Origin of the sequence: Pseudomonas sp. NFACC41-3 (genome assembly GCF_900109505.1) — a bacterium.
GTDB lineage: Bacteria > Pseudomonadota > Gammaproteobacteria > Pseudomonadales > Pseudomonadaceae > Aquipseudomonas > Aquipseudomonas chlororaphis.
The window spans coordinates 477099-502867 of record NZ_FOAE01000002.1; the positions used below are offsets into that span (position 1 = coordinate 477099).

At 61.7% G+C, this 25769-nt stretch carries 26 protein-coding genes and 1 tRNA gene; 23 read left to right on the forward strand and 4 right to left on the reverse strand.

Going from position 1 to position 25769, the window contains the following annotated elements; all coding sequences use genetic code 11:
• The first annotated feature begins 12 nt into the window (after positions 1 to 12).
• The 12 genes from ruvA to BMY68_RS11615 all read left to right on the forward strand — a co-directional run bounded on the left by ruvA (position 13) and on the right by BMY68_RS11615 (position 8853).
• Positions 13 to 621, forward strand: a complete 609-nt coding sequence (gene ruvA, locus BMY68_RS11560; RefSeq protein ID WP_007931117.1) for a Holliday junction branch migration protein RuvA — start codon at positions 13 to 15, stop codon at positions 619 to 621.
• Positions 622 to 1680, forward strand: a complete 1059-nt coding sequence (gene ruvB, locus BMY68_RS11565) for a Holliday junction branch migration DNA helicase RuvB (RefSeq protein WP_062824837.1) — start codon at positions 622 to 624, stop codon at positions 1678 to 1680. It begins immediately after the preceding gene.
• Between the two features lie 139 nt (positions 1681 to 1819).
• A complete protein-coding gene (ybgC, locus tag BMY68_RS11570) occupies positions 1820 to 2287 on the forward strand; it encodes a tol-pal system-associated acyl-CoA thioesterase (protein ID WP_025805902.1) in 468 nt (155 codons plus the stop codon).
• Positions 2277 to 2972 (forward strand): protein TolQ, encoded by a 696-nt coding sequence (gene tolQ, locus BMY68_RS11575; RefSeq protein WP_007931111.1) that lies wholly within the window; start codon positions 2277 to 2279, stop codon positions 2970 to 2972. The genes ybgC and tolQ overlap by 11 nt, the downstream gene beginning before the upstream one ends.
• 14 nt (positions 2973 to 2986) lie before the next feature.
• Positions 2987 to 3439, forward strand: a complete 453-nt coding sequence (gene tolR / locus BMY68_RS11580) for a protein TolR (RefSeq protein ID WP_007931110.1) — start codon at positions 2987 to 2989, stop codon at positions 3437 to 3439.
• Complete coding sequence (gene tolA, locus BMY68_RS11585) at positions 3439 to 4518, forward strand: cell envelope integrity protein TolA (protein ID WP_007931108.1); 1080 nt, start codon at positions 3439 to 3441, stop codon at positions 4516 to 4518. The genes tolR and tolA overlap by 1 nt, the downstream gene beginning before the upstream one ends.
• Positions 4519 to 4556: 38 nt before the next feature.
• Positions 4557 to 5816: a Tol-Pal system beta propeller repeat protein TolB gene (gene tolB / locus BMY68_RS11590; RefSeq protein ID WP_007931107.1), complete on the forward strand. Its 1260-nt coding sequence runs from the start codon at positions 4557 to 4559 to the stop codon at positions 5814 to 5816.
• A 52-nt stretch (positions 5817 to 5868) separates the two neighbouring features.
• Positions 5869 to 6366 (forward strand): peptidoglycan-associated lipoprotein Pal, encoded by a 498-nt coding sequence (gene pal / locus BMY68_RS11595; protein WP_003178634.1) that lies wholly within the window; start codon positions 5869 to 5871, stop codon positions 6364 to 6366.
• 6 nt (positions 6367 to 6372) lie between these two features.
• On the forward strand, positions 6373 to 7197 hold the full coding sequence (gene ybgF / locus BMY68_RS11600) for a tol-pal system protein YbgF (protein ID WP_007931106.1): 825 nt from the start codon (positions 6373 to 6375) through the stop codon (positions 7195 to 7197).
• Positions 7198 to 7363: 166 nt separating this feature from the next.
• Positions 7364 to 8011, forward strand: a complete 648-nt coding sequence (gene queE, locus BMY68_RS11605; protein ID WP_085532083.1) for a 7-carboxy-7-deazaguanine synthase QueE — start codon at positions 7364 to 7366, stop codon at positions 8009 to 8011.
• A gap of 1 nt (position 8012) precedes the next feature.
• The gene (gene queC, locus BMY68_RS11610) at positions 8013 to 8714 is read left to right on the forward strand and encodes a 7-cyano-7-deazaguanine synthase QueC (protein WP_009045283.1); all 702 of its coding nucleotides are present in this window, start codon (positions 8013 to 8015) and stop codon (positions 8712 to 8714) included.
• A 63-nt stretch (positions 8715 to 8777) separates the two neighbouring features.
• Positions 8778 to 8853, forward strand: a tRNA-Lys gene (locus tag BMY68_RS11615).
• Between the two features lie 291 nt (positions 8854 to 9144).
• On the opposite strand, the gene BMY68_RS11620 is transcribed toward BMY68_RS11615, so the two are convergent.
• Both BMY68_RS11620 and BMY68_RS11625 read right to left on the reverse strand, forming a co-directional pair.
• Complete coding sequence (locus BMY68_RS11620; protein WP_009050459.1) at positions 9145 to 9867, reverse strand: FadR/GntR family transcriptional regulator; 723 nt, start codon at positions 9865 to 9867, stop codon at positions 9145 to 9147.
• A gap of 109 nt (positions 9868 to 9976) precedes the next feature.
• Positions 9977 to 11713 (reverse strand): IlvD/Edd family dehydratase, encoded by a 1737-nt coding sequence (locus BMY68_RS11625; RefSeq protein WP_085532081.1) that lies wholly within the window; start codon positions 11711 to 11713, stop codon positions 9977 to 9979.
• Between the two features lie 194 nt (positions 11714 to 11907).
• Here BMY68_RS11625 and BMY68_RS11630 point away from each other — a divergent pair, with 194 nt between their 5' ends.
• From BMY68_RS11630 to araH, 7 genes are read left to right on the forward strand one after another with little or no spacing between them, the layout of a single operon-like run.
• Positions 11908 to 13230: an MFS transporter gene (locus tag BMY68_RS11630; protein WP_085532080.1), complete on the forward strand. Its 1323-nt coding sequence runs from the start codon at positions 11908 to 11910 to the stop codon at positions 13228 to 13230.
• A gap of 20 nt (positions 13231 to 13250) precedes the next feature.
• Positions 13251 to 14243 carry an AraD1 family protein gene (gene araD1, locus BMY68_RS11635; RefSeq protein ID WP_085532078.1) on the forward strand — a complete coding sequence of 331 codons (993 nt, stop codon included), beginning with the start codon at positions 13251 to 13253 and terminating at the stop codon, positions 14241 to 14243.
• A 50-nt stretch (positions 14244 to 14293) separates the two neighbouring features.
• Positions 14294 to 15874, forward strand: a complete 1581-nt coding sequence (locus tag BMY68_RS11640; RefSeq protein WP_085532076.1) for an aldehyde dehydrogenase (NADP(+)) — start codon at positions 14294 to 14296, stop codon at positions 15872 to 15874.
• Between the two features lie 50 nt (positions 15875 to 15924).
• Positions 15925 to 16800, forward strand: coding sequence for an SMP-30/gluconolactonase/LRE family protein (locus BMY68_RS11645; protein ID WP_085532074.1), 876 nt, complete (start codon positions 15925 to 15927; stop codon positions 16798 to 16800).
• A 59-nt stretch (positions 16801 to 16859) separates the two neighbouring features.
• Complete coding sequence (locus BMY68_RS11650) at positions 16860 to 17864, forward strand: substrate-binding domain-containing protein (RefSeq protein WP_009045276.1); 1005 nt, start codon at positions 16860 to 16862, stop codon at positions 17862 to 17864.
• Between the two features lie 60 nt (positions 17865 to 17924).
• The gene (araG, locus tag BMY68_RS11655; protein WP_085532072.1) at positions 17925 to 19469 is read left to right on the forward strand and encodes an L-arabinose ABC transporter ATP-binding protein AraG; all 1545 of its coding nucleotides are present in this window, start codon (positions 17925 to 17927) and stop codon (positions 19467 to 19469) included.
• A 10-nt stretch (positions 19470 to 19479) separates the two neighbouring features.
• Complete coding sequence (gene araH, locus BMY68_RS11660) at positions 19480 to 20448, forward strand: L-arabinose ABC transporter permease AraH (protein WP_085532070.1); 969 nt, start codon at positions 19480 to 19482, stop codon at positions 20446 to 20448.
• Between the two features lie 102 nt (positions 20449 to 20550).
• On the opposite strand, the gene BMY68_RS11665 is transcribed toward araH, so the two are convergent.
• Positions 20551 to 21699: an aldose epimerase family protein gene (locus tag BMY68_RS11665; RefSeq protein WP_009045273.1), complete on the reverse strand. Its 1149-nt coding sequence runs from the start codon at positions 21697 to 21699 to the stop codon at positions 20551 to 20553.
• Positions 21700 to 21860: 161 nt separating this feature from the next.
• Here BMY68_RS11665 and BMY68_RS11670 point away from each other — a divergent pair, with 161 nt between their 5' ends.
• Entirely contained in the window at positions 21861 to 22643 is a 783-nt protein-coding gene (locus BMY68_RS11670) for an SDR family NAD(P)-dependent oxidoreductase (RefSeq protein WP_085532523.1), read from the forward strand.
• A 185-nt stretch (positions 22644 to 22828) separates the two neighbouring features.
• Here BMY68_RS11670 and BMY68_RS11675 read toward each other — a convergent pair whose 3' ends face one another.
• Positions 22829 to 23713, reverse strand: coding sequence for a helix-turn-helix domain-containing protein (locus tag BMY68_RS11675; protein ID WP_009045271.1), 885 nt, complete (start codon positions 23711 to 23713; stop codon positions 22829 to 22831).
• Positions 23714 to 24137: 424 nt separating this feature from the next.
• Here BMY68_RS11675 and BMY68_RS11680 point away from each other — a divergent pair, with 424 nt between their 5' ends.
• From BMY68_RS11680 to BMY68_RS11690, 3 genes are all read left to right on the forward strand, one after another.
• Positions 24138 to 24329 carry a Flp family type IVb pilin gene (locus BMY68_RS11680; protein ID WP_009045270.1) on the forward strand — a complete coding sequence of 64 codons (192 nt, stop codon included), beginning with the start codon at positions 24138 to 24140 and terminating at the stop codon, positions 24327 to 24329.
• Between the two features lie 694 nt (positions 24330 to 25023).
• The gene (locus BMY68_RS11685) at positions 25024 to 25215 is read left to right on the forward strand and encodes a Flp family type IVb pilin (protein WP_009045269.1); all 192 of its coding nucleotides are present in this window, start codon (positions 25024 to 25026) and stop codon (positions 25213 to 25215) included.
• A gap of 29 nt (positions 25216 to 25244) precedes the next feature.
• Complete coding sequence (locus BMY68_RS11690) at positions 25245 to 25766, forward strand: A24 family peptidase (protein ID WP_009045268.1); 522 nt, start codon at positions 25245 to 25247, stop codon at positions 25764 to 25766.
• Positions 25767 to 25769: the final 3 nt, after the last annotated feature.

Here is a 25769-nt window from a genome sequence, read left to right on the forward strand (position 1 = left end):
AGGATCTGAAACGTGATTGGACGCTTGCGCGGCACCTTGGCTGAAAAACAGCCGCCGTACCTGATTCTCGATGTAAACGGCCTGGGTTACGAGGTGGAAGTCCCCATGACCACCCTCTACCGCCTGCCGTCGGTCGGTGAACCGCTCACCCTGCACACCCATTTGGTCGTGCGTGAAGATGCCCAGTTACTCTATGGCTTTGCCAGCAAGCGCGAGCGGGACTTCTTTCGCGAACTGATTCGCCTCAATGGCGTGGGGCCGAAACTGGCGCTGGCGCTGATGTCCAGCCTGGAGGTCGACGAGCTGGTGCGTTGCGTGCAAGCGCAGGACACCTCGGCGCTGACCAAGGTGCCGGGGGTCGGTAAAAAGACCGCGGAGCGCCTGCTGGTCGAACTCAAGGACCGCTTCAAGGCCTGGGAAACCGTACCGAGCATGTTTGCCCTGGTGCCGAACCAGCCGGATGCACCGATGCCGGTGGCCAGTGCCGAGACCGATGCGGTCAGCGCCCTGATCTCCCTGGGCTACAAGCCGCAGGAAGCCAGCAAGGCCGTTTCCGCGATCAAGGAAAAAGGCCTGAGCAGTGAAGACATGATTCGCCGCGCCCTGAAGGGAATGATTTAAGTGATAGAAGCAGATCGTCTGATCGCCGCCACGGGCCCCCGTGAGCGCGAGGAAGTCCAGGACCGTGCGATTCGCCCCGTCAGCCTGGCCGAATACATCGGCCAGCCGACGGTGCGCGAGCAAATGGAGCTGTTCATCCAGGCTGCCCGCGGGCGCAGCGAGTCGCTGGACCACACCCTGATCTTCGGCCCGCCGGGCCTGGGTAAGACCACGCTGGCCAACATCATCGCCCAGGAAATGGGGGTGTCGATCAAGAGCACCTCGGGGCCGGTGCTGGAGCGCCCTGGCGACCTGGCGGCGTTGCTGACCAATCTCGAACCGCACGACGTGCTGTTTATCGATGAAATCCATCGCTTGTCGCCGATTGTCGAGGAAGTGCTGTACCCGGCCATGGAAGATTTCCAGCTGGACATCATGATCGGCGAAGGGCCGGCGGCCCGTTCGATCAAGCTCGACTTGCCGCCGTTCACCCTGGTGGGGGCGACGACCCGCGCGGGCATGCTGACCAACCCGCTGCGCGATCGCTTCGGTATCGTCCAGCGCCTGGAGTTCTACAGCACCGCGGACCTGGCGACCATTGTCGGGCGCTCCGCCGGCATTCTCGGCTTGCCGCTGGACCCGGATGGCGCCTTTGAAATCGCCCGGCGCGCCCGCGGGACGCCGCGTATCGCCAACCGTTTGTTGCGCCGGGTAAGGGACTTTGCCGAGGTTCGCGCCAAGGGCCACATCACCAAGCCCATCGCCGACCTGGCGCTGAACCTGCTGGATGTCGACGAACGTGGCTTCGACCACCAGGACCGGCGCCTGCTGCTGACCATGATCGAGAAGTTCGACGGCGGGCCGGTGGGGGTCGACAGCCTGGCGGCCGCCATCAGCGAGGAGCGGCATACCATCGAGGATGTGCTCGAGCCCTATCTGATCCAGCAAGGCTATATCATGCGTACGCCGCGGGGGCGTGTGGTGACCCGGCATGCCTATCTGCATTTCGGTCTAAACATCCCGTCACGATTGGGGGAGATGCCTGTGGTAGACGAATTCCTCGATGCCGTGGACGATTAATAACCGCTTGGGCAGCGATTTATTCGCAGCTTGTGCGGTCCTAGGGGGCTGGCATTGTCGTTATTTCGCCAGAAAGCCGTTCGAGAATGAAAAACAGTTGCCCGGCCGGATTGGCAACCTGAGGAGTAAGCACTAGAGTATGCGCGCGCAAAACGGGCTTGAGTCGTTCGCACATCGTTGTCGCGTTTATTACGAAGACACCGATGCCGGCGGCATCGTGTATTACGTTAATTACCTTAAGTTTATGGAACGGGCTCGAACCGAGCGGCTACGAGATCTGGGCTTTGCCCAATCGCAGCTGGCAGGGGAGAACCTGTTGTTCGTCGTGCATTCCAGCGAAGCGCGCTACCACGCGCCGGCGCGACTGGACGACGAGCTTCTGGTAAGTGCAGAAGTCATCGAATTGAACCGGGCCAGCCTGCGCTTCAAACAGCAGGTCAGGCGAGCCACGGATAATGCACTGCTCTGCGAAGGGCAGTTTCTGGTGGCCTGTGTGCGCACCGACAATTTGAAACCCCGGGCCATTCCCGAAGCTCTACGTGCGGCCTTTGCCGACGTGAGCGGCGCGGGTACACACTCAGAGCAGGAGATAAAGCGTGGAAGCTAACGTCGTCGACCATTCCTCCATGTGGAGCCTGGTCAGCAATGCCAGCATCGTTGTGCAGTTGGTAATGCTGACCCTGGTAGCCGCATCGGTGACCTCATGGATCATGATCTTTCAGCGCAGCAACCTGCTGCGTGCCGGTCGACGCGCCCTGGAGAGCTTCGAAGAGCGCTTCTGGTCGGGTATCGACCTGTCCAAGCTGTACCGTCAGGCGGGCAGCAACCCGGACCCTGATTCGGGCGTGGAGCAGATCTTCCGTGCCGGCTTCAAGGAATTCTCGCGCCTGCGCCAGCAATCGGGCGTTGATCCCGAGGCGGTCATGGAAGGTGTCGCGCGTGCCATGCGTGTCGCCATCTCCCGCGAAGAAGAGAAGCTCGAGCAGAGCCTGCCATTCCTCGCCACCGTCGGCTCGGTCAGCCCTTACATCGGTCTGTTCGGTACCGTCTGGGGGATCATGAACTCCTTCCGCGGCCTGGCCAGCGCCCAACAGGCGACCCTGGCGACCGTTGCACCGGGTATCGCCGAAGCCCTGATCGCCACCGCGATCGGCCTGTTTGCCGCGATCCCGGCCGTTATCGCCTACAACCGCTTTGCGGCCCGTGGCGAAACCCTGATCAGCCGTTACTACACCTTCGCCGACGAGTTCCAGGCGATCCTGCACCGTAAAGTGCACACCAGCGAAGAGTGAGCAGGTAAATCCCCATGGCCCGAGTTCGCCACAAACGCAAGCCGGTTGCCGAGATGAACGTGGTGCCCTACATCGACGTGATGTTGGTACTGCTGGTTATCTTCATGGTGACCGCGCCGATGCTCAATCAGGGCGTGAAAGTCGATCTGCCCAAGGTTTCCAGCGAAGCCTTGCCGCAGGACAACAACACCCAGGTCCTGACCATTTCGATCAAGGCTGACAAGACCTACTACTGGAACCTTGGCAGCGAAGTCGACACCGACAAGCAGATGGACAAGGCCATGACCTTGCCGCAGATGACCGACGCCGTGACCAAGATCATTCGCGCCGGCAATGAAGGCGGCAAGCATACCCAGGTGTTCATTCGCGGCGACAAGTCCGTCGACTACGGCGCCGTCATGGGTGCCATGGGCGGACTGCAGAAGGCCGGCGTCGGTAACGTTGGCTTGATTACCGAGGCGCCCTGATGCAGCAACAGCGAGAGCCGTCCGCCTCGGAAAGCTACTTCTGGCCTAGCGTGTGGGCAATTGCCCTGCACGTTCTGGTGTTCGGCATGCTGTTCGTCAGTTTTGCCATGACGCCGGAGTTGCCGCCGTCCAAGCCGATCGTCCAGGCGACCCTGTATCAGCTGAAATCGAAAAGTCAGGCGACCACCCAGACCAATCAGAAGATTGCGGGTGAGGCGAAGAAATCCGCCGCGCGCCAGACCGAAGTCGAGCAGATGGAGCAGAAAAAGGTCGAGCAGGAAGCGGTCAAGGCTGCGGAACAAAAGAAAGAAGAGGCTGCTCAAAAAGCCGAGGAAGCGAAAAAGGCCGACGAAGCCAAGAAAGCGGATGAGGCGAAGAAGGCTGATGAAGCCAAGAAAGCCGACGACGCGAAGAAGGCTGCGGAAGCGAAAAAGGCTGAAGAGAAACAATTGGCTGATATAGCCAAAAAGAAAGCCGAAGAAGAAGCCAAGAAAGCCGCCGAAGAAGAGGCCAAGAAAAAGGCCGCTGAAGAGGCGAAGAAAAAGATAGTCGAAGACGCGAAGAAGAAAGCCGCGGAAGACGCCAAGAAGAAAGCTGAAGCAGACGAGGCGAAGAAGAAGGTCGCCGAGGACGCGAAGAAGAAAGCCGCCGCCGACGCAGCCAAGAAAAAGGCCCAGGAAGCAGCGCGTAAATCCGCCGAAGATAAAAAGGCCCAGGCCCTGGCTGATTTGCTTTCCGACACGCCGCAGCGTCAGCAGGCCTTGGCGGACGAGCAGGGCGACGAAGTCGCGGGCAGTTTCGACGATCTGATTCGTGCTCGTGCGGCGGAAGGCTGGGCTCGTCCTCCTTCGGCGCGCAACAACATGACTGTCGTGCTGCAAATCGGCATGTTGCCGGATGGTACGGTGACTTCCGTGTCGGTGGCCAAGTCCAGCGGCGATGGTCCGTTCGATGCCTCGGCGGTAGCTGCGGTCAAGAACATTGGACGTTTGACAGAAATGCAGGGAATGAAGCCGAGCGATTTCGCTCCGTATCGTTCATTCAAGATGACATTCACACCTGAGGATCTAGCCTTGTGAGAAACCTTCTTCGAGGATTGCTTGTCGTTATTTGCTGTATGGCAGGGATAGCGACAGCGGATGAAAAGAACATTCTGGTCACCAGTGGCAGTGACCGGGCCACGCCAATCGCCGTAGTGCCATTCGGTTGGCAAGGGGGCAGCGTGCTGCCCGACGACATGGCGGAAATCATCGGCAACGACCTGCGCAACTCGGGTTACTACTCGCCGATTCCAAAGCAGAACATGATCAGCCTGCCGACCCAGGCCAGCGAAGTCATCTACCGTGACTGGAAGGCCCTGGGCGCCCAGTACATCATGGTCGGCAGCATTGTCCCGGCGGGCGGTCGCCTGCAGGTGCAATACGCCCTGTTCAACGTCGCCACCGAACAGCAAGTGCTGACCGGCAGCGTCTCGGGCAGCGTCGACCAGTTGCGCGACATGGCTCACTACATCTCCGACCAGTCGTTCGAAAAACTCACCGGTATCAAGGGCGCCTTCTCGACCCGCATGCTGTACGTCACGGCAGAGCGTTTCTCCGAGAAGAACACGCGCTACACCCTGCAACGCTCCGACTATGACGGCGCGCGCGCGGTGACCCTGCTGCAATCCCGTGAGCCGATCCTGTCGCCGCGCTTCGCTCCGGATGGTAAGCGCATTGCCTATGTGTCGTTCGAACAGAAGCGTCCGCGCATCTTCGTTCAGCACATCGACACTGGCCGTCGCGAGCAGATCACCAACTTCGAAGGCCTGAACGGCGCGCCTGCCTGGTCGCCGGACGGCCAGCGCCTGGCGTTCGTGCTGTCCAAGGACGGCAACCCGGACATCTATGTGATGAACCTGGGTTCGCGTCAGATCTCGCGTGTGACCGCGGGGCCTGGCATCAACACCGAACCGTTCTGGGGCAAGGATGGTTCGACCATCTACTTCACCTCGGACCGTGGCGGCAAGCCACAGATCTACAAGACCAGTGCCGGCGGTGGCGGTGCGGAACGGGTGACTTTCGTGGGCAACTACAACGCCAACCCGAAACTGTCCGCGGATGAAAAAACCCTGGTCATGATTCACCGGCAGGACGGTTTCACAAACTTCAAGGTAGCTGCTCAGGATTTGCAGCGTGGCAACGTAAAAATCCTTACCGACAGCACACTTGATGAGTCGCCTACTGTTGCGCCCAACGGCACCATGGTAATCTACGCCACCCGCCAGCAGGGCCGGGGAGTCTTGATGCTCGTGTCCATTAATGGACGCGTGAGGCTCCCGCTTCCTACCGCACAAGGCGAAGTCAGAGAACCGTCCTGGTCCCCTTACCTGAACTGACGCGGCGCTTTACGTTTTACTTAACACACTGGGGTTCATTAGGAGTTTCACGATGGAAATGCTGAAGTTTGGTAAGTTTGCTGCGCTGGCTCTGGCCATGGCTGTAGCTGTAGGTTGCTCCTCCAAAGGCGGCGACAACGCTGGTGAAGGCGCTGTTGATCCAAACGCTGGTTACGGCGCTAACACCGGTGCAGTTGACGGCTCCCTGAGCGAAGAAGCTGCTCTGCGCGCAATCACCACCTTCTACTTCGAATACGACAGCTCGGACCTGAAGCCAGAAGCCATGCGCGCTCTGGACGTTCACGCCAAAGACCTGAAAGCAAACGGCGCGCGCGTTGTTCTGGAAGGCAACACCGACGAACGTGGTACTCGTGAGTACAACATGGCTCTGGGCGAGCGTCGTGCGAAAGCCGTTCAGCGCTACCTGGTGCTGCAAGGCGTTTCCCCAGCTCAGCTGGAACTGGTTTCCTACGGCGAAGAGCGTCCAGTTGCTACCGGCAACGACGAGCAGTCCTGGGCTCAAAACCGTCGCGTCGAACTGCGTAAGTAATTCGTCATGCGAACGTGCCGTCGTGCTCTAACTGTCTTGGCTCTCAGCCTCGCACCGCTTTCGGTGTGGGCTGCGGTTCCTGTGGTCGATAACAACTCGGGCTATAACAATAGCGGAGGCAGTTATCCGCCAGCGGGTTATGGCACGAACGGCGCCTATGCCGGGGGAGGGGTTTCGACCCCTGTCTCGGCACAGGGCGAGCTGTTCCAGCAACTGCAGCAAATGCAGGATCAAATCGCACGGCAACAAGGTGTGATTGAAGTACTGCAAAACGATATTGCGCGTATGAAGCAGGAAAGCCTGGAGCGTTACCAGGATCTTGATCGGCGCATTGGAGCGGGCGGTGCACCTGCCGCGACTCCTGATAATTCTTCTGCCGGTGGTGATGCCAGTGCCGCCGGTGCAGCTGCCGGGGCTGCCTCGCAAGCTCCAGCGGCAAGCAGTGAACCGGGCGATCCGGCGAAGGAAAAGCTGTATTACGAAGCAGCCTTCGACCTGATCAAGGCCAAGGATTTCGACAAGGCCAGTCAGGCTTTCGCCGCGTTCCTGCGTAAATACCCAAACAGCCAATATGCGGGTAATGCCCAGTACTGGTTGGGCGAAGTGAACCTGGCCAAAGGCGACCTGCAAGGTGCCGGCCAGGCATTCGCCAAGGTCTCCCAGCTGTATCCGAAGCATGCCAAGGTGCCGGACTCGCTGTATAAGCTGGCTGACGTAGAGCGCCGCCTGGGCCACACTGACAAGGTCAAGGGCATTCTGCAGCAGGTGGTGGCCCAATATCCGGGTACTTCCGCCGCCCAGCTGGCTCAGCGCGATCTGCAACGCATGTAATCGAGTTTGAGCTGTTTTGAAGAAACCCGCGCTTGCCGCGGGTTTTTTCGTTAGAATCCATGCCCTTTTTATGAAACACGCTTCCTGGGATTACCGTGTTTGCGGGATTCCTCGAGGTGCCTGACGGAGGCGGACAGCCTGTTTAGCTGTTACGCCCGTGGCGACTATGCAAGACACATTGAGAATTACCGAAGTTTTCTACTCGTTGCAGGGTGAAACTCGGACTGCCGGCCTGCCCACGGTATTTGTGCGCCTGACCGGTTGTCCGCTGCGTTGCCAATACTGCGACAGTGCCTACGCCTTCAGCGGTGGCAGCATCCGCACCCTCGAGAGCATTCTCGAGCAGGTCGCCGGTTTCCGCCCGCGTTACGTCTGTGTGACCGGCGGCGAGCCTCTGGCCCAGCCTAATGCCATTCCCTTGCTCAAGCAGCTGTGTGACGCCGGTTACGAAGTCTCGCTGGAAACCAGCGGAGCCCTGGATATTTCCGCGGTCGATCCGCGGGTCAGTCGAGTGCTCGACCTGAAGACACCGGGGTCGCAGGAAGCTCAGCGCAATCGTTACGAAAACATCGAACTGCTGACGCCGAACGACCAGGTCAAGTTTGTCATCTGTTCCCGCGAGGACTATGACTGGGCGGTTGCCAAGCTGATCCAGTATGGTCTGGAGCGGCGGGCGGGCGAGGTGCTGTTCTCGCCGAGCCATCACGACCTCAATGCGCGCGATCTGGCCGACTGGATCGTTGCGGACAACCTGCCGGTGCGCCTGCAATTGCAGCTGCATAAATACCTTTGGAATGACGAGCCGGGGCGCTGATATGACTGAACAAGCACAGAGCCAAGTTGCCACTGAAAAGCGTGCAGTAATCCTGCTGTCCGGCGGTCTGGACTCGGCCACCGTGGTGGCCATGGCCCGCGCCGAAGGGTATCGCTGCTACACCATGAGCTTCGATTATGGCCAGCGTCATCGCGCCGAGTTGCAGGCGGCTGAACGTGTCGCTCGCGACCTGGGTGTGGTCGAGCACAAGGTGATCGGCCTCAACCTCAACGGTATCGGCGGCTCCGCGCTGACCGACAGCTCCATCGATGTGCCCGAGGCCCCGAGCGAAGGGATCCCCGTCACCTACGTGCCGGCGCGTAACACCGTGTTCCTGTCCCTGGCACTGGGCTGGGCGGAAGTGCTGGGCGCGCGGGACATCTTCATTGGTGTCAACGCCGTGGACTATTCGGGGTATCCGGATTGCCGTCCAGAATTCGTCGAGGCCTTCGAGCGCATGGCCAACCTGGCGACCAAGGCCGGGGTAGAGGGACAGGGGTTCCGTATCCAGGCACCGCTGCAGAACCTGAGCAAGGCCGATATCGTCAAGGCGGGCGTCAAGCTCGGGGTTGATTACGGCCTGACCGTGTCCTGCTACCAGGCCGATGATCAAGGGCGTGCCTGCGGCAAGTGCGATAGCTGCCGTCTGCGCGCGGAAGGGTTTGCCGCGGCCGGTGTCAGCGACCCAACACCTTATTTTTGATTTTTTTCATATTGGGTGTTGAATTCTTTTTATAAATCAGTATTATACGCGCCACCACACAGCGGGTCGTTAGCTCAGTTGGTAGAGCAGTTGGCTTTTAACCAATTGGTCGTAGGTTCGAATCCCACACGACCCACCATTTTCTAGCAGTATTTAAAATCCGAAAGGCCCACGAAAGTGAGGATTTTCGGGTTTTTTTTTGCCTGCGAAAAAGTGTGGGCCGGGTCTGGAGGCAGTGTGGAGCTACCAGGCTATAGCCATGCAGCTGTCTGGGTCGAACCCTGGATTCGAGCCGGTGTGATGTCAGGAGCGAGCCTGGACCATGGCCGGCACGAATCGATACTGCGCTGGACCAAATCCTCAATCTCGTCGCTAAAGATCGCCCGTCGTGAGGGCTGGCGGTGGGCGATGGATCGACAGCTCGGGCGCCCTACAGAGGAGTCAGGACATTCATCACGGTGTCCAGGGCCACGCGGGTGTCGTCCAGTTGCACCAGCGAGGCATGCCGGGCGCCGAGGGCGTCACGGTTCTTGATGGCGGTCAGGATCGCCTTGTGCCGGGGCAGGCTGAGGCGCTGGATATCGGGGCGGCGGTTGGTGATGCTGATGGACTCGCGCAGCGGCAGCGACAGCATGTTGCACATGTAGGCGAGCAAGTCGTTGCGGGTGGCATCGGCGATCGCCCGGTGAAAGTCCAGGTCGGCCTGCAAGAGCTCCTCGTGGGTCTTGGCCGTCTCCATGGACTGGTAGGCTTTCTCGATCACCGCGATATCCGGGTCGGTCGCGGTGGTGGCGGCCATGGCGGCGATTTCCGGCTCGAGGATGCGGCGCACGCCCGCCAGGGTATTGAAGAACTCGCTGTGAGGCGTCGACTGCATCAACCAGGACAGCACGTCCGGGTCCAGCAAGTGCCATTTCGCCCGTGGCCGTACCACCGCGCCGACCCGTGGCTTGGAGTACACCAGCCCCTTGGCGCTGAGCACCCGGGTAGCTTCGCGCAGCACCGAGCGGCTGACCTGGTATTCCTCACACAGCGTTGCCTCCAAGGGCAATCTATCTTCCGGCTTGAAGCGTCCGGAGACGATGTGCATGCCCAGATCCTGAACGATCCGGGCATGCATGCTCTTGCGGGGTTTGGAAGGCTGGTGATCCATAACAGGGAGGCTGCTCTGAAGAAATTGGCTGCATCATAGCATCGCTCCCGTATCTATCAGGCGCTCCTGCATACCTGAACCGGTGGGCGACGGGACCGCATCAGCCCCCTCAGTGGGAATGCCGCGGGATCTCGGCGCCCCGGCAACCCACCAGGAAATCGAAGTCGCAGCCCTGGTCCGCCTGTAGCACGTGGTCGATATACAGCTGGCGATAACCGCCGACAATCAGTGACGGCGGCGTTTGCAGGTCGCTCATGCGCGCCGTCAGTTCGGCCTCCGGGATGTCCAGGTGCAGGCGGCCGCTGGCACAGTCCAGCTCGATCCAGTCGCCTTCCTTCACCGCGGCCAGGGGACCGCCGGCCGCCGCTTCCGGCGCCACATGCAGGACCACGGTGCCATACGCGGTGCCGCTCATGCGCGCGTCGGAAATCCGCACCATGTCGGTCACGCCCTGGGCCAGCAGCTTGGCCGGCAGGCCCATGTTGCCGACCTCCGCCATGCCGGGGTAGCCCTTGGGGCCGCAGTTCTTCATCACCAGGATCGAGTCGGCGTCGACCTCCAGCTCCGGGTCGTTGATCCGTGCCTTGTACATGTCGAAGTTCTCGAACACCACCGCGCGGCCGCGATGCTGCATCAGTTCGGCGCTGGCCGCGGAAGGCTTGAGCACCGCGCCGAGGGGCGCCAGGTTGCCACGCAGCACGCAGATGCCGCCGTCGGCGCGGATCGGGTTGTCGAGACGGCGGATCACTTCGTCCTGGCCGTAGATCGGCGCGTCCTTGGTATTTTCGCCAATAGACTTGCCGTTGACCGTCAACGCATCCGGGTGAGGAATCAGACTGGCCTCGCCGAGGCGGCGCAACACCGCCGGCAGGCCGCCGGCATAGTAGAACTCTTCCATCAAAAAGCGTCCGGACGGTTGCAGGTTGACGATGGTCGGCGTGCTGCGACCGATGCGGGTCCAGTCATCCAGGTCGAGTTCGACGCCGATGCGCCCGGCGATGGCTTTCAGGTGAATCACCGCGTTGGTCGATCCGCCGATGGCAGCGTTGACCCGGATGGCGTTCTCGAACGCCTCTTTGGTGAGGATCTTCGACAGCCGCAAGTCTTCGCGAACCATCTCCACCGCACGCATGCCGGACATATGCGCCAGCACATAACGGCGTGCATCGACCGCCGGAATCGCCGCGTTATGGGGCAGGGAGGTGCCCAGGGCCTCGGCCATGCAGGCCATGGTCGAGGCGGTGCCCATGGTGTTGCAGGTACCCGCCGAGCGCGACATGCCGCCTTCGGCCGCAAGGAAGTCATCGAGGGTGATGGTGCCGGCCTTGACCTGTTCGCTGAGCTGCCACACCACGGTCCCCGAACCTATGTCCTGGCCCTTGTGCTTGCCATTGAGCATCGGTCCGCCGGTGACGACGATGGCCGGCACGTCGCAACTGGCCGCGCCCATCAGCAGTGCCGGGGTGGTCTTGTCGCAGCCGGTCAGCAGCACCACGCCATCGATCGGGTTGCCGCGGATGGCCTCCTCGACATCCATGCTGGCCAGGTTGCGGGTGAGCATGGCGGTCGGGCGCAGGTTCGACTCGCCGTTGGAGAACACCGGGAACTCCACCGGAAAGCCGCCGGCCTCGATCACCCCACGCTTCACATGCTCGGCAATCTGGCGGAAGTGCGCGTTGCACGGGGTCAGCTCCGACCAGGTGTTGCAGATCCCGATGATGGGCTTGCCATGGAACTGGTGGTCGGCGATGCCCTGATTCTTCATCCAGCTGCGGTACATGAAACCGTTCTTGTCGGCGGTGCCGAACCAGTGGGCGGAGCGCAGGTTGGGTTTCTTATCAGACATGGTCAGGTTCTCTTATTGTAAGACTATATTGTTCTGGTCTGGTCATAACATAAGCGCAAAATCGTGGGTTTGGAAGTATTGTTGGCTAAATAGTAATACTATATAGTCGTTTGCAACTGAGGTATGGCCCTGGCGGTTTTCCGCGAGAGGCGTCCCCCGAGCTTCTATAAAAACAACAATCGGAGACCGAGCTCATGAGCCAGGAATTGCGGCTTATTCGGCGCATCACGCTGAAACTGATTCCCTTCCTGATCCTGCTGTACCTGATCGCCTACGTGGACCGTTCCGCCGTCGGCTTCGCCAAGTTGCACATGGGCGCCGATATCGGCATCGGCGACGCGGCCTATGGGTTGGGTGCCGGGCTGTTCTTCATCGGCTACTTCCTCCTGGAAATCCCCAGCAACCTGATGCTCGACCGCTTCGGCGCACGGCGCTGGTTCGCGCGGATCATGATCACCTGGGGCGCCATCACCATCGGCATGGCGTTTGTCCAGGGCCCCTACAGCTTCTATCTGATGCGCTTTCTGCTCGGCGCGGCGGAAGCCGGGTTCTTCCCCGGTGTTCTCTACTACATCACCCAATGGTTCCCGGTGCGCCATCGCGGCAAGATCCTCGGGCTGTTCATCCTGTCCCAACCCATCGCGATGATGATCACCGGACCGGTGTCCGGCGGCCTGCTCGGCATGGACGGCATCCTCGGCCTGCACGGCTGGCAGTGGCTGTTCATCGTCATCGGCATGCCGGCGATCCTGCTGACCTGGCCGGTGCTGCGCTACCTGCCCGACGGTCCGCAACAGGTCAAATGGATGGACCCGGCCGAGAAGGCCTGGCTCACCGGTGAGCTGCACAAGGACTTGCAGGCATACGGCCAGACCCGCCACGGCAATCCACTGCACGCCCTCAAGGACACGCGGGTGTTGCTGCTGGCGCTGTTCTATCTGCCGGTGACCTTGAGCATCTATGGCCTGGGCCTGTGGTTGCCGACGTTGATCAAGCAGTTCGGCGGCAGCGACCTGACCACCGGCTTCGTCTCGTCGGTGCCGTATTTCTTCGGGATCATCGGCTTGCTGGTGGTGCCGCGCAGTTCCGACCGCCTCAACGATCGCTACGGCCACCTGGCGGTGCTCTATGTGCTGGGGGCGATCGGCCTGTTCCTCAGCGCCTGGCTGTCGGCGCCGCTGCTGCAACTGGCGGCCTTGTGCCTGGTGGCCTTCGCCCTGTTTTCCTGCACCGCGGTGTTCTGGACCTTGCCCGGGCGTTTTTTTGCCGGCGCCAGCGCGGCGGCGGGGATCGCCCTGATCAACTCGGTGGGTAACCTGGGCGGCTACATCGGTCCGTTCGTGATCGGTGCGCTCAAGCAGTACACCGGCAGCCTGGCGTCGGGGTTGTACTTCCTGTCCGGCGTGATGCTGTTCGGCTTGCTGCTGACGGGCATGGTCTATCGGTTGCTGGAGCGCAGGCACGTGCTGCCGGTCGAGCAGTTCGCCGCCAGTGCCCGCGGCGCCACTCGTACTTAATGGCCTAGAGGAGAAAGTTCATGCGTTTAGTGCAGTTCGAATTGAATAACGGCGAGCGTCGGGTCGGTGTGGTCGAGGACGCTCTGGTCCGTGAAGTGCAATCGGTGAACACGGTGCGCGAGCTGGCGCTGGTCGCCATCGAGGCCGGTGTCGGCCTGCGCGAGCAGGTGCAGAGCCTCGGCCTGGGCATCAGCCACGATTACGCCGAGCTGCTGGCGAGCCTGAGGGTCCTGCCGCCATTGGATCACCCGGACCCGGCGCACATGCTGGTCAGCGGCACCGGGCTGACTCACCTGGGCAGCGCCGCGGCGCGGGACAAGATGCACCAGCAGGGAGCTGACGACACGGCGCTGACCGACACCATGCGCATCTTCAAGTGGGGCGTGGAGGGCGGCAAGCCCGCAGCCGGTCAGGCCGGCGTGCAACCGGAATGGTTCTACAAGGGCGACGGCAGCATCGTCGTGCGCCCGGGCCAGGCCTTCAGCCTGCCGGCCTTTGCCGAAGACGCCGGCGAAGAGCCGGAAATCGGCGGCCTGTATGTCATCGGCCATGACGGCAAGCCTTATCGCCTGGGGTTCGCGGTGGGCAACGAGTTCTCCGATCACGTGATGGAACGCAAGAACTATCTCTACCTGGCCCATTCCAAATTGCGCAGTTGCAGCTATGGTCCTGAACTGCGGGTCGGCGAGCTGCCCCGGCACCTGGCGGGCACCAGTCGCATCCTGCGCAATGGGCAGGTGCTGTGGCAAAACGAGTTTCTCAGTGGCGAAGCCAATATGTGCCACAGCCTGGAGAACCTTGAGTACCACCATTTCAAATACAGCCAGTTCCTGCGGCCGGGGGATGTGCACATCCACTTCTTCGGCACCGCGACCCTGTCGTTCGCCGACGGAATCCGCACGCAGCCGGGGGACGTATTCGAAATCAGCCAGGCGGAGTTCGGCGCCCCCTTGATCAACGGTATCGCCGGCGTCGACGCGGTACTGGCACCCGGTTGCGTCGGCGCTCTTTAAGCCGCCGCTCGTTGAGCAGACGCCCTTTGAACGAACAACAGGAGACAGGCATGCCCCAGGTTCTTGGTCACAACTACATCGGCGGCCAGCGCAGCGCCGCCGGCACCGTCATTCTTCACAGCATCGATGCCAGCACCGGCGAAGCCTTGCCCCACGGGTTCTACCAGGCCACGGCGGAGGAAGTCGACGCCGCCGCCAACGCTGCCGCGGCGGCCTACCCGGCCTACCGCGCCCTGAGTGCGCAGCGGCGCGCGCAATTCCTGGAGGCGGTGGCGGATGAGCTGGACGCGCTGGACGATGAGTTCATCGCCCTGGTCTGCCGGGAAACCGCGTTGCCCACCGCGCGGATCCAGGGCGAGCGCAAGCGCACCAGTGGCCAGATGCGGCTGTTCGCCGAGGTGCTGCGGCGCGGCGATTTCTACGGCGCGCGTATCGATCGGGCACTGCCCGAGCGCCAGCCGCTGCCGCGTCCGGACCTGCGCCAGTACCGCATCGGCCTGGGGCCGGTGGCGGTGTTTGGCGCGAGCAACTTTCCCCTGGCGTTTTCCACCGCCGGCGGTGACACCGCCGCGGCGCTGGCAGCCGGTTGCCCGGTGGTGTTCAAGGCCCACAGCGGGCACATGGCGACCGCCGAGCGGGTCGCCGATGCGATCGTCCGGGCGGCCCAGGCCAGCGGGATGCCCGCCGGTGTGTTCAACATGATCTTTGGCGGTGGGGTCGGCGAAGCGCTGGTCAAGCATCCGGCGATCCAGGCGGTCGGTTTCACCGGCTCGCTCAAGGGCGGCCGGGCGCTGTGCGACATGGCGGCGGCACGCCCGCAGCCGATCCCGGTGTTCGCCGAGATGTCGAGCATCAACCCGGTGATCGTGTTGCCCCAGGCGCTGCAAGCGCGGGCGCAAACGATCGCCCGCGACCTGACCGCCTCGGTGGTGCAGGGCTGCGGCCAGTTCTGTACCAACCCTGGCCTGGTGATCGGCATCCGCTCGCCGCAGTTCGCCGCCTTCACCGAGCAGGTGGCCCGGCTGATCGGCGATCAACCGGCACAGACCATGCTCAACGCCGGCACCCTGGGCAGCTACGGCAAAGGTCTGCAAAAGCTGCTGGCGCACCCGGGTATCGAGCACCTGGCCGGCGCTCCACAAGCCGGCAACCAGGCGCGGCCACAGCTGTTCAAGGCGGATGCCCGCCTGCTGGTCGAGGGCGATGAAGTGCTGCAGGAAGAAGTGTTCGGCCCGACCACCGTGTTCGTCGAAGTGGCTGATCAGGCACAGCTCAATGCCGCCTTGCACGGCCTGCGCGGGCAACTGACGGCGACCCTCATTGGCGAGCCGGCGGATTTTGTGCAGTTTGGCGAGTTGACGGCGTTGCTGGAACAGAAGGTTGGCCGCATCCTGCTCAACGGTTACCCGACCGGTGTCGAGGTCTGTGACGCGATGGTGCACGGCGGGCCTTATCCGGCCACCTCCGATGCCCGTGGCACGTCGGTGGGGACCCTGGCCATCGAGCGTTTCCTGCGTCCGGTGTGTTTCCAGAACTACCCCGACAACCTGCTGCCGGATGCGTTGAAGAATGCCAACCCATTGCGCATCCAGCGCCTGGTGGATGGACGGCCCTCACGCGACAGCCTGTAACACGAACCCATTAGTGCCTACCTGAAAACAAACACAATGCAGGAGGTTTCATGTCGTGGACCGCAGTGACCACACACCGTGCGCGGCTGGGCGAAGGCCCGTTCTGGGACGCGCCCGGCCAGGCCCTGTATTGGGTCGATATCGCCGGCCGGCAGGCCTTGTGCCTGCGGGGCGGGCAGCTGCGGGCCTGGCACCTGCCGGAACCGGTGTCGGCCTTCATCCCCTGTGAGCGCGGCGATGCGCTGGTGACCTTGAGCAGTGGCGTATACCGCCTCGACCTGGACTCCGCGCCCGCCGCGCCGCGCCTGAGCCTGCTCTGCGTGGCCGATCCGCAACCGGGCAACCGGGCCAACGAGGCGCGCTGCGATGCCCAGGGCAGGCTCTGGCTGGGCACCATGCAGAACAATATCGGCGAGCGGGGCGAAGACCTGCCGGTGCGGCGGCGTTTCGGTGGCCTGTTCCGCATCGATGCCCAGGCGCGGGTCACGCCTCTGCTAAAGGGCCTGGGGATTCCCAATACCTTGCTGTGGAGCGAGGACGCCAGCCGCCTGTATTTCGCCGACAGCCTGGACGGCACGCTGTATCAGTACCCGATCGCCAGCGATGGCCGGTTGGGCCCCGCACAGGCGTGGTTCGGGCCACACCCGCGCGGCGTCCCGGACGGTTCGGCGATGGACGCCGAGGGTTATGTCTGGAATGCCCGCTGGGACGGCGGCTGCCTGCTCAGGCTGGCGCCCGACGGCGAGGTCGACCGGGTGCTCGAACTGCCCGTCAGCCGCCCCACCAGTTGCGTGTTCGGCGGCGCGGACCTCAAGACCCTGTACATCACCAGCGCGGCCAGCCCGCTCGACCATCCCCTGGACGGCGCGGTGCTGGCCGTGCGGGTCGATACCCCCGGGAATCTCTGTCATCGCTTTGCCGGATAACGTTCAGGCTTTACCTGTGTGCAACGAACTCTGAAAAACAACAACAAGGAGTCACCTTTATGAAGCGTCGTCGTGGGATCCGTTACCTGTGTTGTGCCGCCCTGGCCATGTCGGCCGCCAGCCTGAGCTGCCTGTCGCTTGCCGCCGAGCCGGTGAAGATCGGTTTCCTGGTCAAGCAGGCGGAGGAACCCTGGTTCCAGACCGAATGGGCCTTTGCCGAAAAGGCCGGCAAGGACAAGGGCTTCACCGTGATCAAAATCGCCGTGCCGGACGGCGAGAAAACCCTGTCGGCGATCGACAGCCTCGCCGCCAACGGCGCCAAGGGCTTCGTGATCTGCCCGCCGGACGTGTCCCTTGGTCCGGCGATCATGGCCAAGGCCAGGCTCAACGACTTGAAAGTGATTGCCGTCGACGATCGTTTTGTCGATGCCAAGGGCCAGTTCATGGAAGACGTGCCCTACCTGGGCATGGCCGCGTTCGAGGTCGGGCAGAAGCAGGGCGCCGCCATGGCCGGCGAAGCGAAGAAGCGCGGCTGGGACTGGAAGGACACCTACGCGGTGATCACCACCTACAACGAACTCGACACCGGTAAAAAACGCACCGACGGCTCGGTCAAGTCGCTGGAGGAAGCCGGCCTGCCCAAGGACCACATCCTCTTCGCGCCGCTCAAGACCCTCGACGTGCCGGGCAGCATGGACGCCACCAACTCGGCGCTGGTCAAGCTGCCCAGCGGGGCGAAGAACCTGATCATCGGCGGGATGAACGACAACAGCGTGCTGGGCGGCGTGCGCGCCACCGAAAGCGCCGGGTTCGCCGCGGCCAATGTGATCGGCATCGGCATCAATGGCACCGACGCCATCGGCGAATTGAAGAAACCCGACAGCGGCTTCTTCGGCTCGATGCTGCCCAGCCCGCACATGGAGGGCTACAACACCGCGAGCATGATGTTCGAGTGGGTCACCACCGGCAAGGAGCCGCCCAAGTACACCGCGATGGACGACGTGACGCTGATCACCCGGGACAACTTCAAGCAAGAACTGGAAAAGATCGGCCTGTGGAACTGAAGGCCGTCGACTTTCCCCGGCGGCCCGTTCGCACGGGCCGCCTGACTTGATGAGGTGGTTATGCACGCGCAACTGAATAAACGACAACACAGTGCCGGCGCCAGTTTGTGTTTCAACGGCATCGGCAAGACCTTCCCCGGGGTCAAGGCGCTGGACGGCATCAGTTTCACCGCCCAGCCGGGGCAGGTGCACGCCCTGATGGGCGAGAACGGCGCAGGCAAGTCGACCTTGCTGAAGATCCTTGGCGGCGCCTACACGCCCAGCAGCGGCAGTGTGCAGATCGGCGAGCGGACCATGACGTTCAAGTGCGCGGCCGACAGCATTGCCTGCGGGGTGGCGGTGATCCACCAGGAGCTGCACCTGGTGCCCGCCATGAGCGTGGCCGAGAACCTGTTCCTCGGCCATCTGCCGGCCAGCCTCGGGGTGATCGACCGCCGTGCGCTGCGCCAGCATGCACTGGAATGCCTCAAGGGGCTGGCCGATGAAATCGATCCCGACCAGAAGGTCGGCCGCCTGTCCCTGGGCCAGCGCCAACTGGTGGAAATCGCCAAGGCGTTGTCCCGTGGTGCCCACGTGATTGCCTTCGACGAACCCACCAGCAGCCTGTCGGCCCGGGAAATCGAGCGCTTGATGGCGATCATCGGGCGCCTGCGGGACGAAGGCAAAGTGGTGCTGTACGTATCCCATCGCATGGAGGAGGTGTTCCGTATCTGCGATGCGGTGACGGTGTTCAAGGACGGCCGCTACGTGCGCACCTTCGAGGACATGAGCGCACTGACCCACGACCAGCTGGTTACCTGCATGGTCGGTCGCGATATCCAGGACATCTACGATTACCGCCCGCGGCCGCGCGGCGCGGTGGCGCTCAAGGTCGACGGCCTGCTGGGGCCGGGCCTGCGTGCGCCAGTGAGTTTCCAGGCGCACCAGGGCGAGGTGCTCGGCCTGTTCGGCCTGGTCGGTGCGGGGCGTACTGAACTGTTGCGCCTGCTCGGCGGCCTCGAGCGGGCCAGCGCCGGAAGCCTGGCGCTGTGTGGCGAGGCATTGCGCCTGCGCTCGCCGCGCGATGCCATCGCCGCCGGGGTGCTGCTGTGTCCCGAGGACCGCAAGAAGGAGGGCATCATTCCGCTTTCCAGCGTCGCCGAGAACATCAACATCAGTGCGCGCGGCGCCCATTCGGCCTTTGGCTGGCTGTTGCGCGGCGGCTGGGAGAAGGGCAACGCCGACAAACAGATCAAGGCGTTGAAGGTCAAGACGCCCAACGCGGCGCAGAAAATCGTCTACCTGTCCGGCGGCAATCAGCAGAAGGCCATCCTCGGCCGCTGGCTGTCGATGCCGATGAAAGTCCTGCTGCTCGACGAACCCACGCGCGGCATCGATATCGGCGCCAAGGCCGAGATCTACCAGATCATCCATGACCTGGCGGCCAGGGGCATCGCGGTGATCGTGGTGTCCAGCGACCTGATGGAAGTGATGGGTATCTCCGACCGCATCCTGGTGCTCTGCGAAGGCGCGTTGCGCGGCGAGAAGAGCCGTGAACAGGCCAATGAATCCAACCTGCTGCAACTGGCTTTGCCGCGCCAACGCGCCGACGGCCTGGAGAACTGAAGAGGTGAACATGACAACTCAAGACAACGCGCTGCCGACGGCGCGCAAACCCCTGGACCTGCGTGGCCTGCTCGATAACTGGGCGATGCTGTTGGCGGCGGTGGGGATCTTCGTGCTCTGCACTCTGCTCATCGATAACTTCCTGTCGCCGCTGAACATGCGCGGCCTGGGCCTGGCCATTTCCACCACCGGCATCGCCGCCTGCACCATGCTCTATTGCCTGGCGTCCGGGCATTTCGACCTGTCGGTCGGTTCGGTGATCGCCTGTGCCGGGGTCGTCGCGGCGGTGGTGATGCGCGACACCGACAGCATGCTCCTTGGCGTGGGCGCCGCGCTGCTGATGGGGCTGCTGGTCGGGCTGATCAACGGCATCGTGATTGCCAAGCTGCGGGTCAATGCGCTGATCACCACTTTGGCGACCATGCAGATTGTCCGGGGCCTGGCCTACATCTTCGCCAACGGCAAGGCGGTCGGCGTGTCCCAGGAGTCGTTCTTCGTCTTCGGCAATGGCCAGTTGTTCGGGGTGCCGGTGCCGATCCTGATCACCATCGGCTGCTTCCTGTTCTTCGGCTGGCTGCTCAACTACACCACCTACGGGCGCAACACCATGGCCATCGGCGGCAACCAGGAAGCCGCGCTGCTGGCCGGGGTCAATGTCGACCGGACCAAGATCGTGATCTTCGCCGTGCACGGGGTGATCGGCGCGCTGGCCGGGGTGATCCTGGCCTCGCGCATGACCTCCGGCCAGCCGATGATCGGCCAGGGCTTCGAGCTGACGGTGATTTCCGCCTGCGTGCTCGGCGGCGTGTCGTTGAGCGGCGGGATCGGCATGATCCGCCATGTGATTGCCGGGGTGCTGATCCTGGCGATCATCGAAAACGCGATGAACCTGAAAAACATCGACACCTTCTACCAGTACGTGATCCGCGGTTCGATCCTGCTGCTGGCGGTGGTCATCGACCGTATGAAACAACGCTGATTACGGGGGCTGCGGCAAGGGATGCCGGCGGCGCGATACGCGTCGCCGGCCGGCCCGTCCCCTTGCCGAATCTGTAGGCAAGAGGCGGGCGGCACTGGCGTTTCAGTCGGCGGAGAACTTCAGCACGGTGTCCTGGCTGTAGACCTGGCCGGGGTTGAGCCGGGTGCTGGGGAAGTCCGGCTGGTTGGGCGAGTCGGGGAAGTGCTGGGTTTCCAGGGTGAACGCGCCCCAGTGGTTGTAGGTCTTGTCCGCCTTGCCCTTGAGCGTGCCGTCGAGAAAATTGCTGGTATAGAACTGCACCCCGGGTTCGCTGGTGTAGAGCTGCAAGCGGCGACCGGATTGCGGGTCGCGCACTTCGGCGGCGAGCTGGCCGACGTCGCCCTTGGCGTCAAGCACCCAGTTGAAGTCGAAGCCGCCCTGTTTCGGCTCGGCGAACTTGAGCTGCGGATGATCGTCCTTGATGCGCTGGCCGATGGCGGTCGGTTGCCGGAAGTCCATCGGCGTGCCGGCGACCGGGGCCAGTTCGCCGGTCGGGATCAGCCTGGCGTTGACCGGCGTGTAGTGGCTGGCGTGCAGGGTGGCGAGCTGGGCGAGCACATCGCCGTTGCCGGCGCCGGCGAGGTTGAAGTAGCTGTGGTTGGTGAGGTTCAGCACCGTGGGTTTGTCGGTGGAGGCGCTGTATTCGATGCGCAGCTCGTTGTTGTCGTTGAGGCTGTAGGTGACCTCGACTTGCAGGTTGCCGGGGAAGCCCATTTCGCCGTCTTTGGACAGGTAGCTCAAGGTCACCCCGACGGCGTCCTTGCGCTTGATCGGCCGGGCTTTCCAGACGCGCTTGTCGAAGCCCTGGGCGCCGCCATGCAGCGAGTTCGGGCCGTCGTTGAGCGGCACCTGGTAACGCTGGCCGTCCAGCTCGAACGCACCTCCAGCCAGGCGATTGCCGTAGCGGCCGATGGTGGCGCCGAAGAACGCGGTACCGCGCTGATAGCCCTGGACGTCATCGAAGCCCAGGACCACGTCGTCGAAGGTGCCGTTTTTATCCGGCACCTTCAACGATTGCAGGACAGCGCCGTAGGTGATGACCGTGGCTTGCAGGCCATGGCTGTTGCGCAACACGTATTGCTCGACGGCGGTGCCGTCGAGGGTCTTGCCAAAGGCCTTGTGTTCGCTGGACAGGCCCGCGGCCTGGGCGCCGAAACTGGCGAGCAGCAGCGACAGGCCGAGGCTGGAAAGCCGGTGGGGAGAGTGCGGCATGGTTGAACTTCCTTTTGTTGTTTTGAGTGGAATAGTTCTACTAATTTGCATTATTTTGTCGATGTAGCGGCAAATTTATCGCTTAATTCGGCATTCTTACAATATAAAATAAGACTATTTAAGGGTCGAATCGAAATGAACACTGCTCGGGAACTGTCATGATGAACACTGAAAAAGGGGCTGGCATGCAGGCTGTGTACGCGGATCTCGAGGGCAAGACCGTATTGATTTCCGGCGGAGCTTCCGGAATTGGCGAAGCCCTGGTTTGCGCCTTCGCACAGCAGGGCGCCAGGGTCGCGTTCGTGGACATGGCGCAAAGCCAGGGCGAGGCGTTGTCGGCCCGGCTATCGGCGCAGGGCCATCGCGTGGAGTTCGCGCATTGCGACATCACCGACGAGGTCGCTTACCAGGCCGCGATCGGGCGCTTTGCACAGACGCTGGGACCCATCACGGTGCTGGTGAACAATGCCGCCAATGACGTGCGGCACAGTCTGGAAGAAGTCGACGCGCAGGCATTCGACAAGCTCATTTCGGTCAATCTCAAGCACGCTTTTTTTGCCAGCCAGGCGGTGGTGCCGATGATGAAGGCCGCCGGCGCCGGCAGTGTGATCAACCTGGGTTCCATCGGCTGGATGATGGCCTCCAGCGGCTATCCCGTGTACGCCGCCAGCAAGGCGGCCACCCACGGCATGACCCGGGCCCTGGCGCGGGAGTTGGGACCCTGGCGGATCCGGGTCAACACCCTGGTGCCCGGCTGGGTGATGACCGAAAAACAACTGGCGATGTGGGTCGACGATGCCGCCCGCGAGCTGATCAGCCGCAGCCAATGCCTGCCGGGCAGCGTGGAGCCCGGGCATATCGCCCAGATGGCGCTGTTCCTGGCGTCCGATGCGTCCGCCATGTGCTCGGCGCAAAACTTCATCGTCGATGGCGGCTGGGTATAGCGCCCGGCGAACGACGCCGTGGCCCCGCCAGGATGGCGGGGCGGGGTGTCGGCGAGCGGATGCTCAAGCGGAAGGCGGCTGGACAGTGTCTAAGGCGCAGCGCAGACAGATAGACAGGCAACCGCCCACGGCTGCCGGGGCCCAAGGCGCCATGCCGGCTGGGCTGAGCGGCATGCCTGGCCTGTTCATCGACCTTCGATACGCAGCGGCAGGCTGTCGATCACCTGAGACAGCGTTTGCTCCAGTTCCGCCTCTTCTTTTTTTACCCGTTCCGGGATTCTTCGGCGTTGTCGGTATTCGCTGGGGCTGGCGCCCGCGAATTGCTTGAAGGCGCGGGCAAAGTAGGACGGGTCCTTGAAGCCGACTTCATAGCCGATGCTGGTGATGGGCATCTGGCTGTTGTCGAGCAGATTCTTGGCGCAATCCATGCGTTTGCTCAGGATGTAGTCCATGAATCCCAGGCCATGGACCTCCTTGAACAGCCGGCTGAAGCGAAACGTGGTCATGCCGCAACGCTTGGCCAGCTCTTTCTGGTCGATGCTTTCACGAAAATTCTGCTCGATGTACAGCAGCACATCGCTGAGTGCCTGATGTTTCTGGTGCTCTACGGTCAGTCGGATGCTGTCCGGCAGGGACGGGCCATGTTCGATCTGCAGCGTCTTGTTGTCGGGGCCGCTGCTGTGGCGCAGTTCGTAGAGCTGCTTCAGCGCATGCAGGAAGCGCCGGATCTCGGCACTCGAGAGAGGGAGCACCATGTATTCCCAGACACGCGAGCGCATGGCCCAGACGGCGAGTTCTTCGGAGTGCTGCACCGTGAACATGGCGATGGGAATGGAGGGAATCTTGTGTTTGATCTCCAGTAACAGATTGAGCCCTGGCATGTCCGGGCGGTCATAGTGCATGCAGATCATGTCCGGTAGAGGATGGGTGTCCTTTTCGGGCAGGGACGCATCTTTCGACACCTGGCAATCGCAGGCTGGACGAAACAGCGCGATCAGTTCTTCAGAGGATCGGTCACGCGTGAGGTCGAACCATAAAAGAGAGGGTTTTTGGGCCGACTCAGGTCTCATTTCCTTATTCCTTCCTGGTGTCTCACTGTCACTTCCTGGGCTGTCAGTATCGCCACTGGGCTTTGCGGGCAAAGGATCAAGTTCTGATAACGCTTCATAAATTTTCTTGATTACCTTCTATGTCTGACAGCGAGATAAGAGTCACAGGCAGCTCCTTGCTGTTGCGATCGCCTTTTCTTGCACCACCGGCCATGGCTGAATCAATTTAGTTTTATATGAGAACAGTTCCTTTTCTGAAAAAAACTCCCTCTGCCAGGTTTAGTTTCATTGGTGTTCTTTGCTGTCTTGCCAAGCATTGCAAAAAAGTCCTAGAAACCGACAATAAACTCCTAACTCTTTCTGTTAGCCCCTGACTAGGATTCAGTCAGGCGGCACAAATACTGATCGCCTTAAAGCAACTTTTCTTATATATGAGGTGAACAAAATGAATCTGCAAACAATCAAAACCTCGGTGCTGGCATTCATCAAGGACGAAGAGGGTCTGACCATCGTGGAATACGCCGTGGCCGGTGGTCTGATTACGCTGGGCGCCGTTGCCGCGTTCGTGACCCTGGGCGGCAACGTGGCCACCGCCATCACCAGTCTGGGTTGCGCTGTTCAGGGCGTGGTGTGCTAACGACAGCCGTTGTGCCGAGTCTTCAGTCCTGGGCGGGAACTGCTTGTTGCTCGTACGCGGCCAGACTTTTTGGGTCTGGCTGCGAAGAGCGGTTTCCCTCGGGCTGAGGCCGTACCTGTGGTGCATGTGTGTTTCCGCCGTTGTTCTGTCTGCGCTCGCCTGGACAGGATGGAGCCTTCTCAATCGGTATGTGCAGTCAGCGCACAGTAGATGACGGATGGCTCCAGTCCTGGTCTCGAGCGAGTTCAAATTGTCAAAGTGACCTTTGGCCGAGCACGGCTCCATCGCTCTGCCGCAGCCTGCAAATTCTCTTTCCAGCTTCAGGAGTATCGTCGCTGTATTGCTCGCGTGAAGATCAAATCCTGATATGGAAGCCTCGGTTTACTTCGTTTCGCACTATGGTTGGGGTGCAGCGAATATGGCCGGGGCTTTTGTCTTTGTCGGCCAGTGCTCAGGCCGGTCTTGCATCGAGGGCGAGACTGTTTCAAGGCGACTCTTCAATTATTCCTTCCTTAGATAAAACATCTGTTTCTTGTGTTGTTCCTGGTGCTTTTTTGCATCTTTCAACAACAGCAATAAAGTCCTAACGATCAGCAAAAAACTCCTAACCCTTCCAATGCTTCCCTGACTAATGTTCAACCAGGCAGTACGACAGTGCTGCTCTTAAACAAAAACACTTGAGTGAGGTGGGAAAATGAATCTGCAATCGATCAAGACTTCGATCATCAAGTTCGCCAAAGACGAAGACGGCCTGACCATTGTGGAATATGCAGTGGCCGGCGGCCTGATCACTTTGGGCGCTGTTGCTGCATTTATCACCTTGGGCGGCAACGTGGCCACGGCCATCACCAGCCTGGGATGTGCTGTTCAGGGTGTCGTCTGCTAATACGCCAACTTCCACCGAGGGCTGCAGTCATGGGCAAAGAGCAATTATTCGTTGTTGCATTGATGCTGGGACTGCTGGGGATTGCGGTGGTGAGCGACCTTCGTCGCCACCGTATTCCCAACCTCTTGGTGCTGGTGGGGCTGGGGCTGGGGATTGCCGGCCAGGTCTATTCCTCAGGCGTCATCGGGTTTGGTTATGGACTGCTGGGCATGTTGATCGGTTTTGCCGTTTTTCTTCCCCTGTACGCCTTTGGCGGGATGGCAGCCGGCGACGTCAAGCTCATGGCCATGGTTGGCACTTTTCTCACGCCGCAGCACGCCCTCTGGGCTGCGTTTTTCAGCCTGATCGCCGGCGGCGCGTGCGGGGTATTGATTGTGTTGGTACGTGGTCAAGTTCAACAGACCATGGGGCGCTACTGGCAGATGATGAGAGCCAGGGCCTATTTTTCGCCGGCGGACGATGAAGTGGCCGGCAAACCATTTCCCTATTCGGTTGCGATCCTGCTCGGCACATTGGCCAGCTTTTACCTCTGGTTGCCCCTTGGCCAGTAGCTC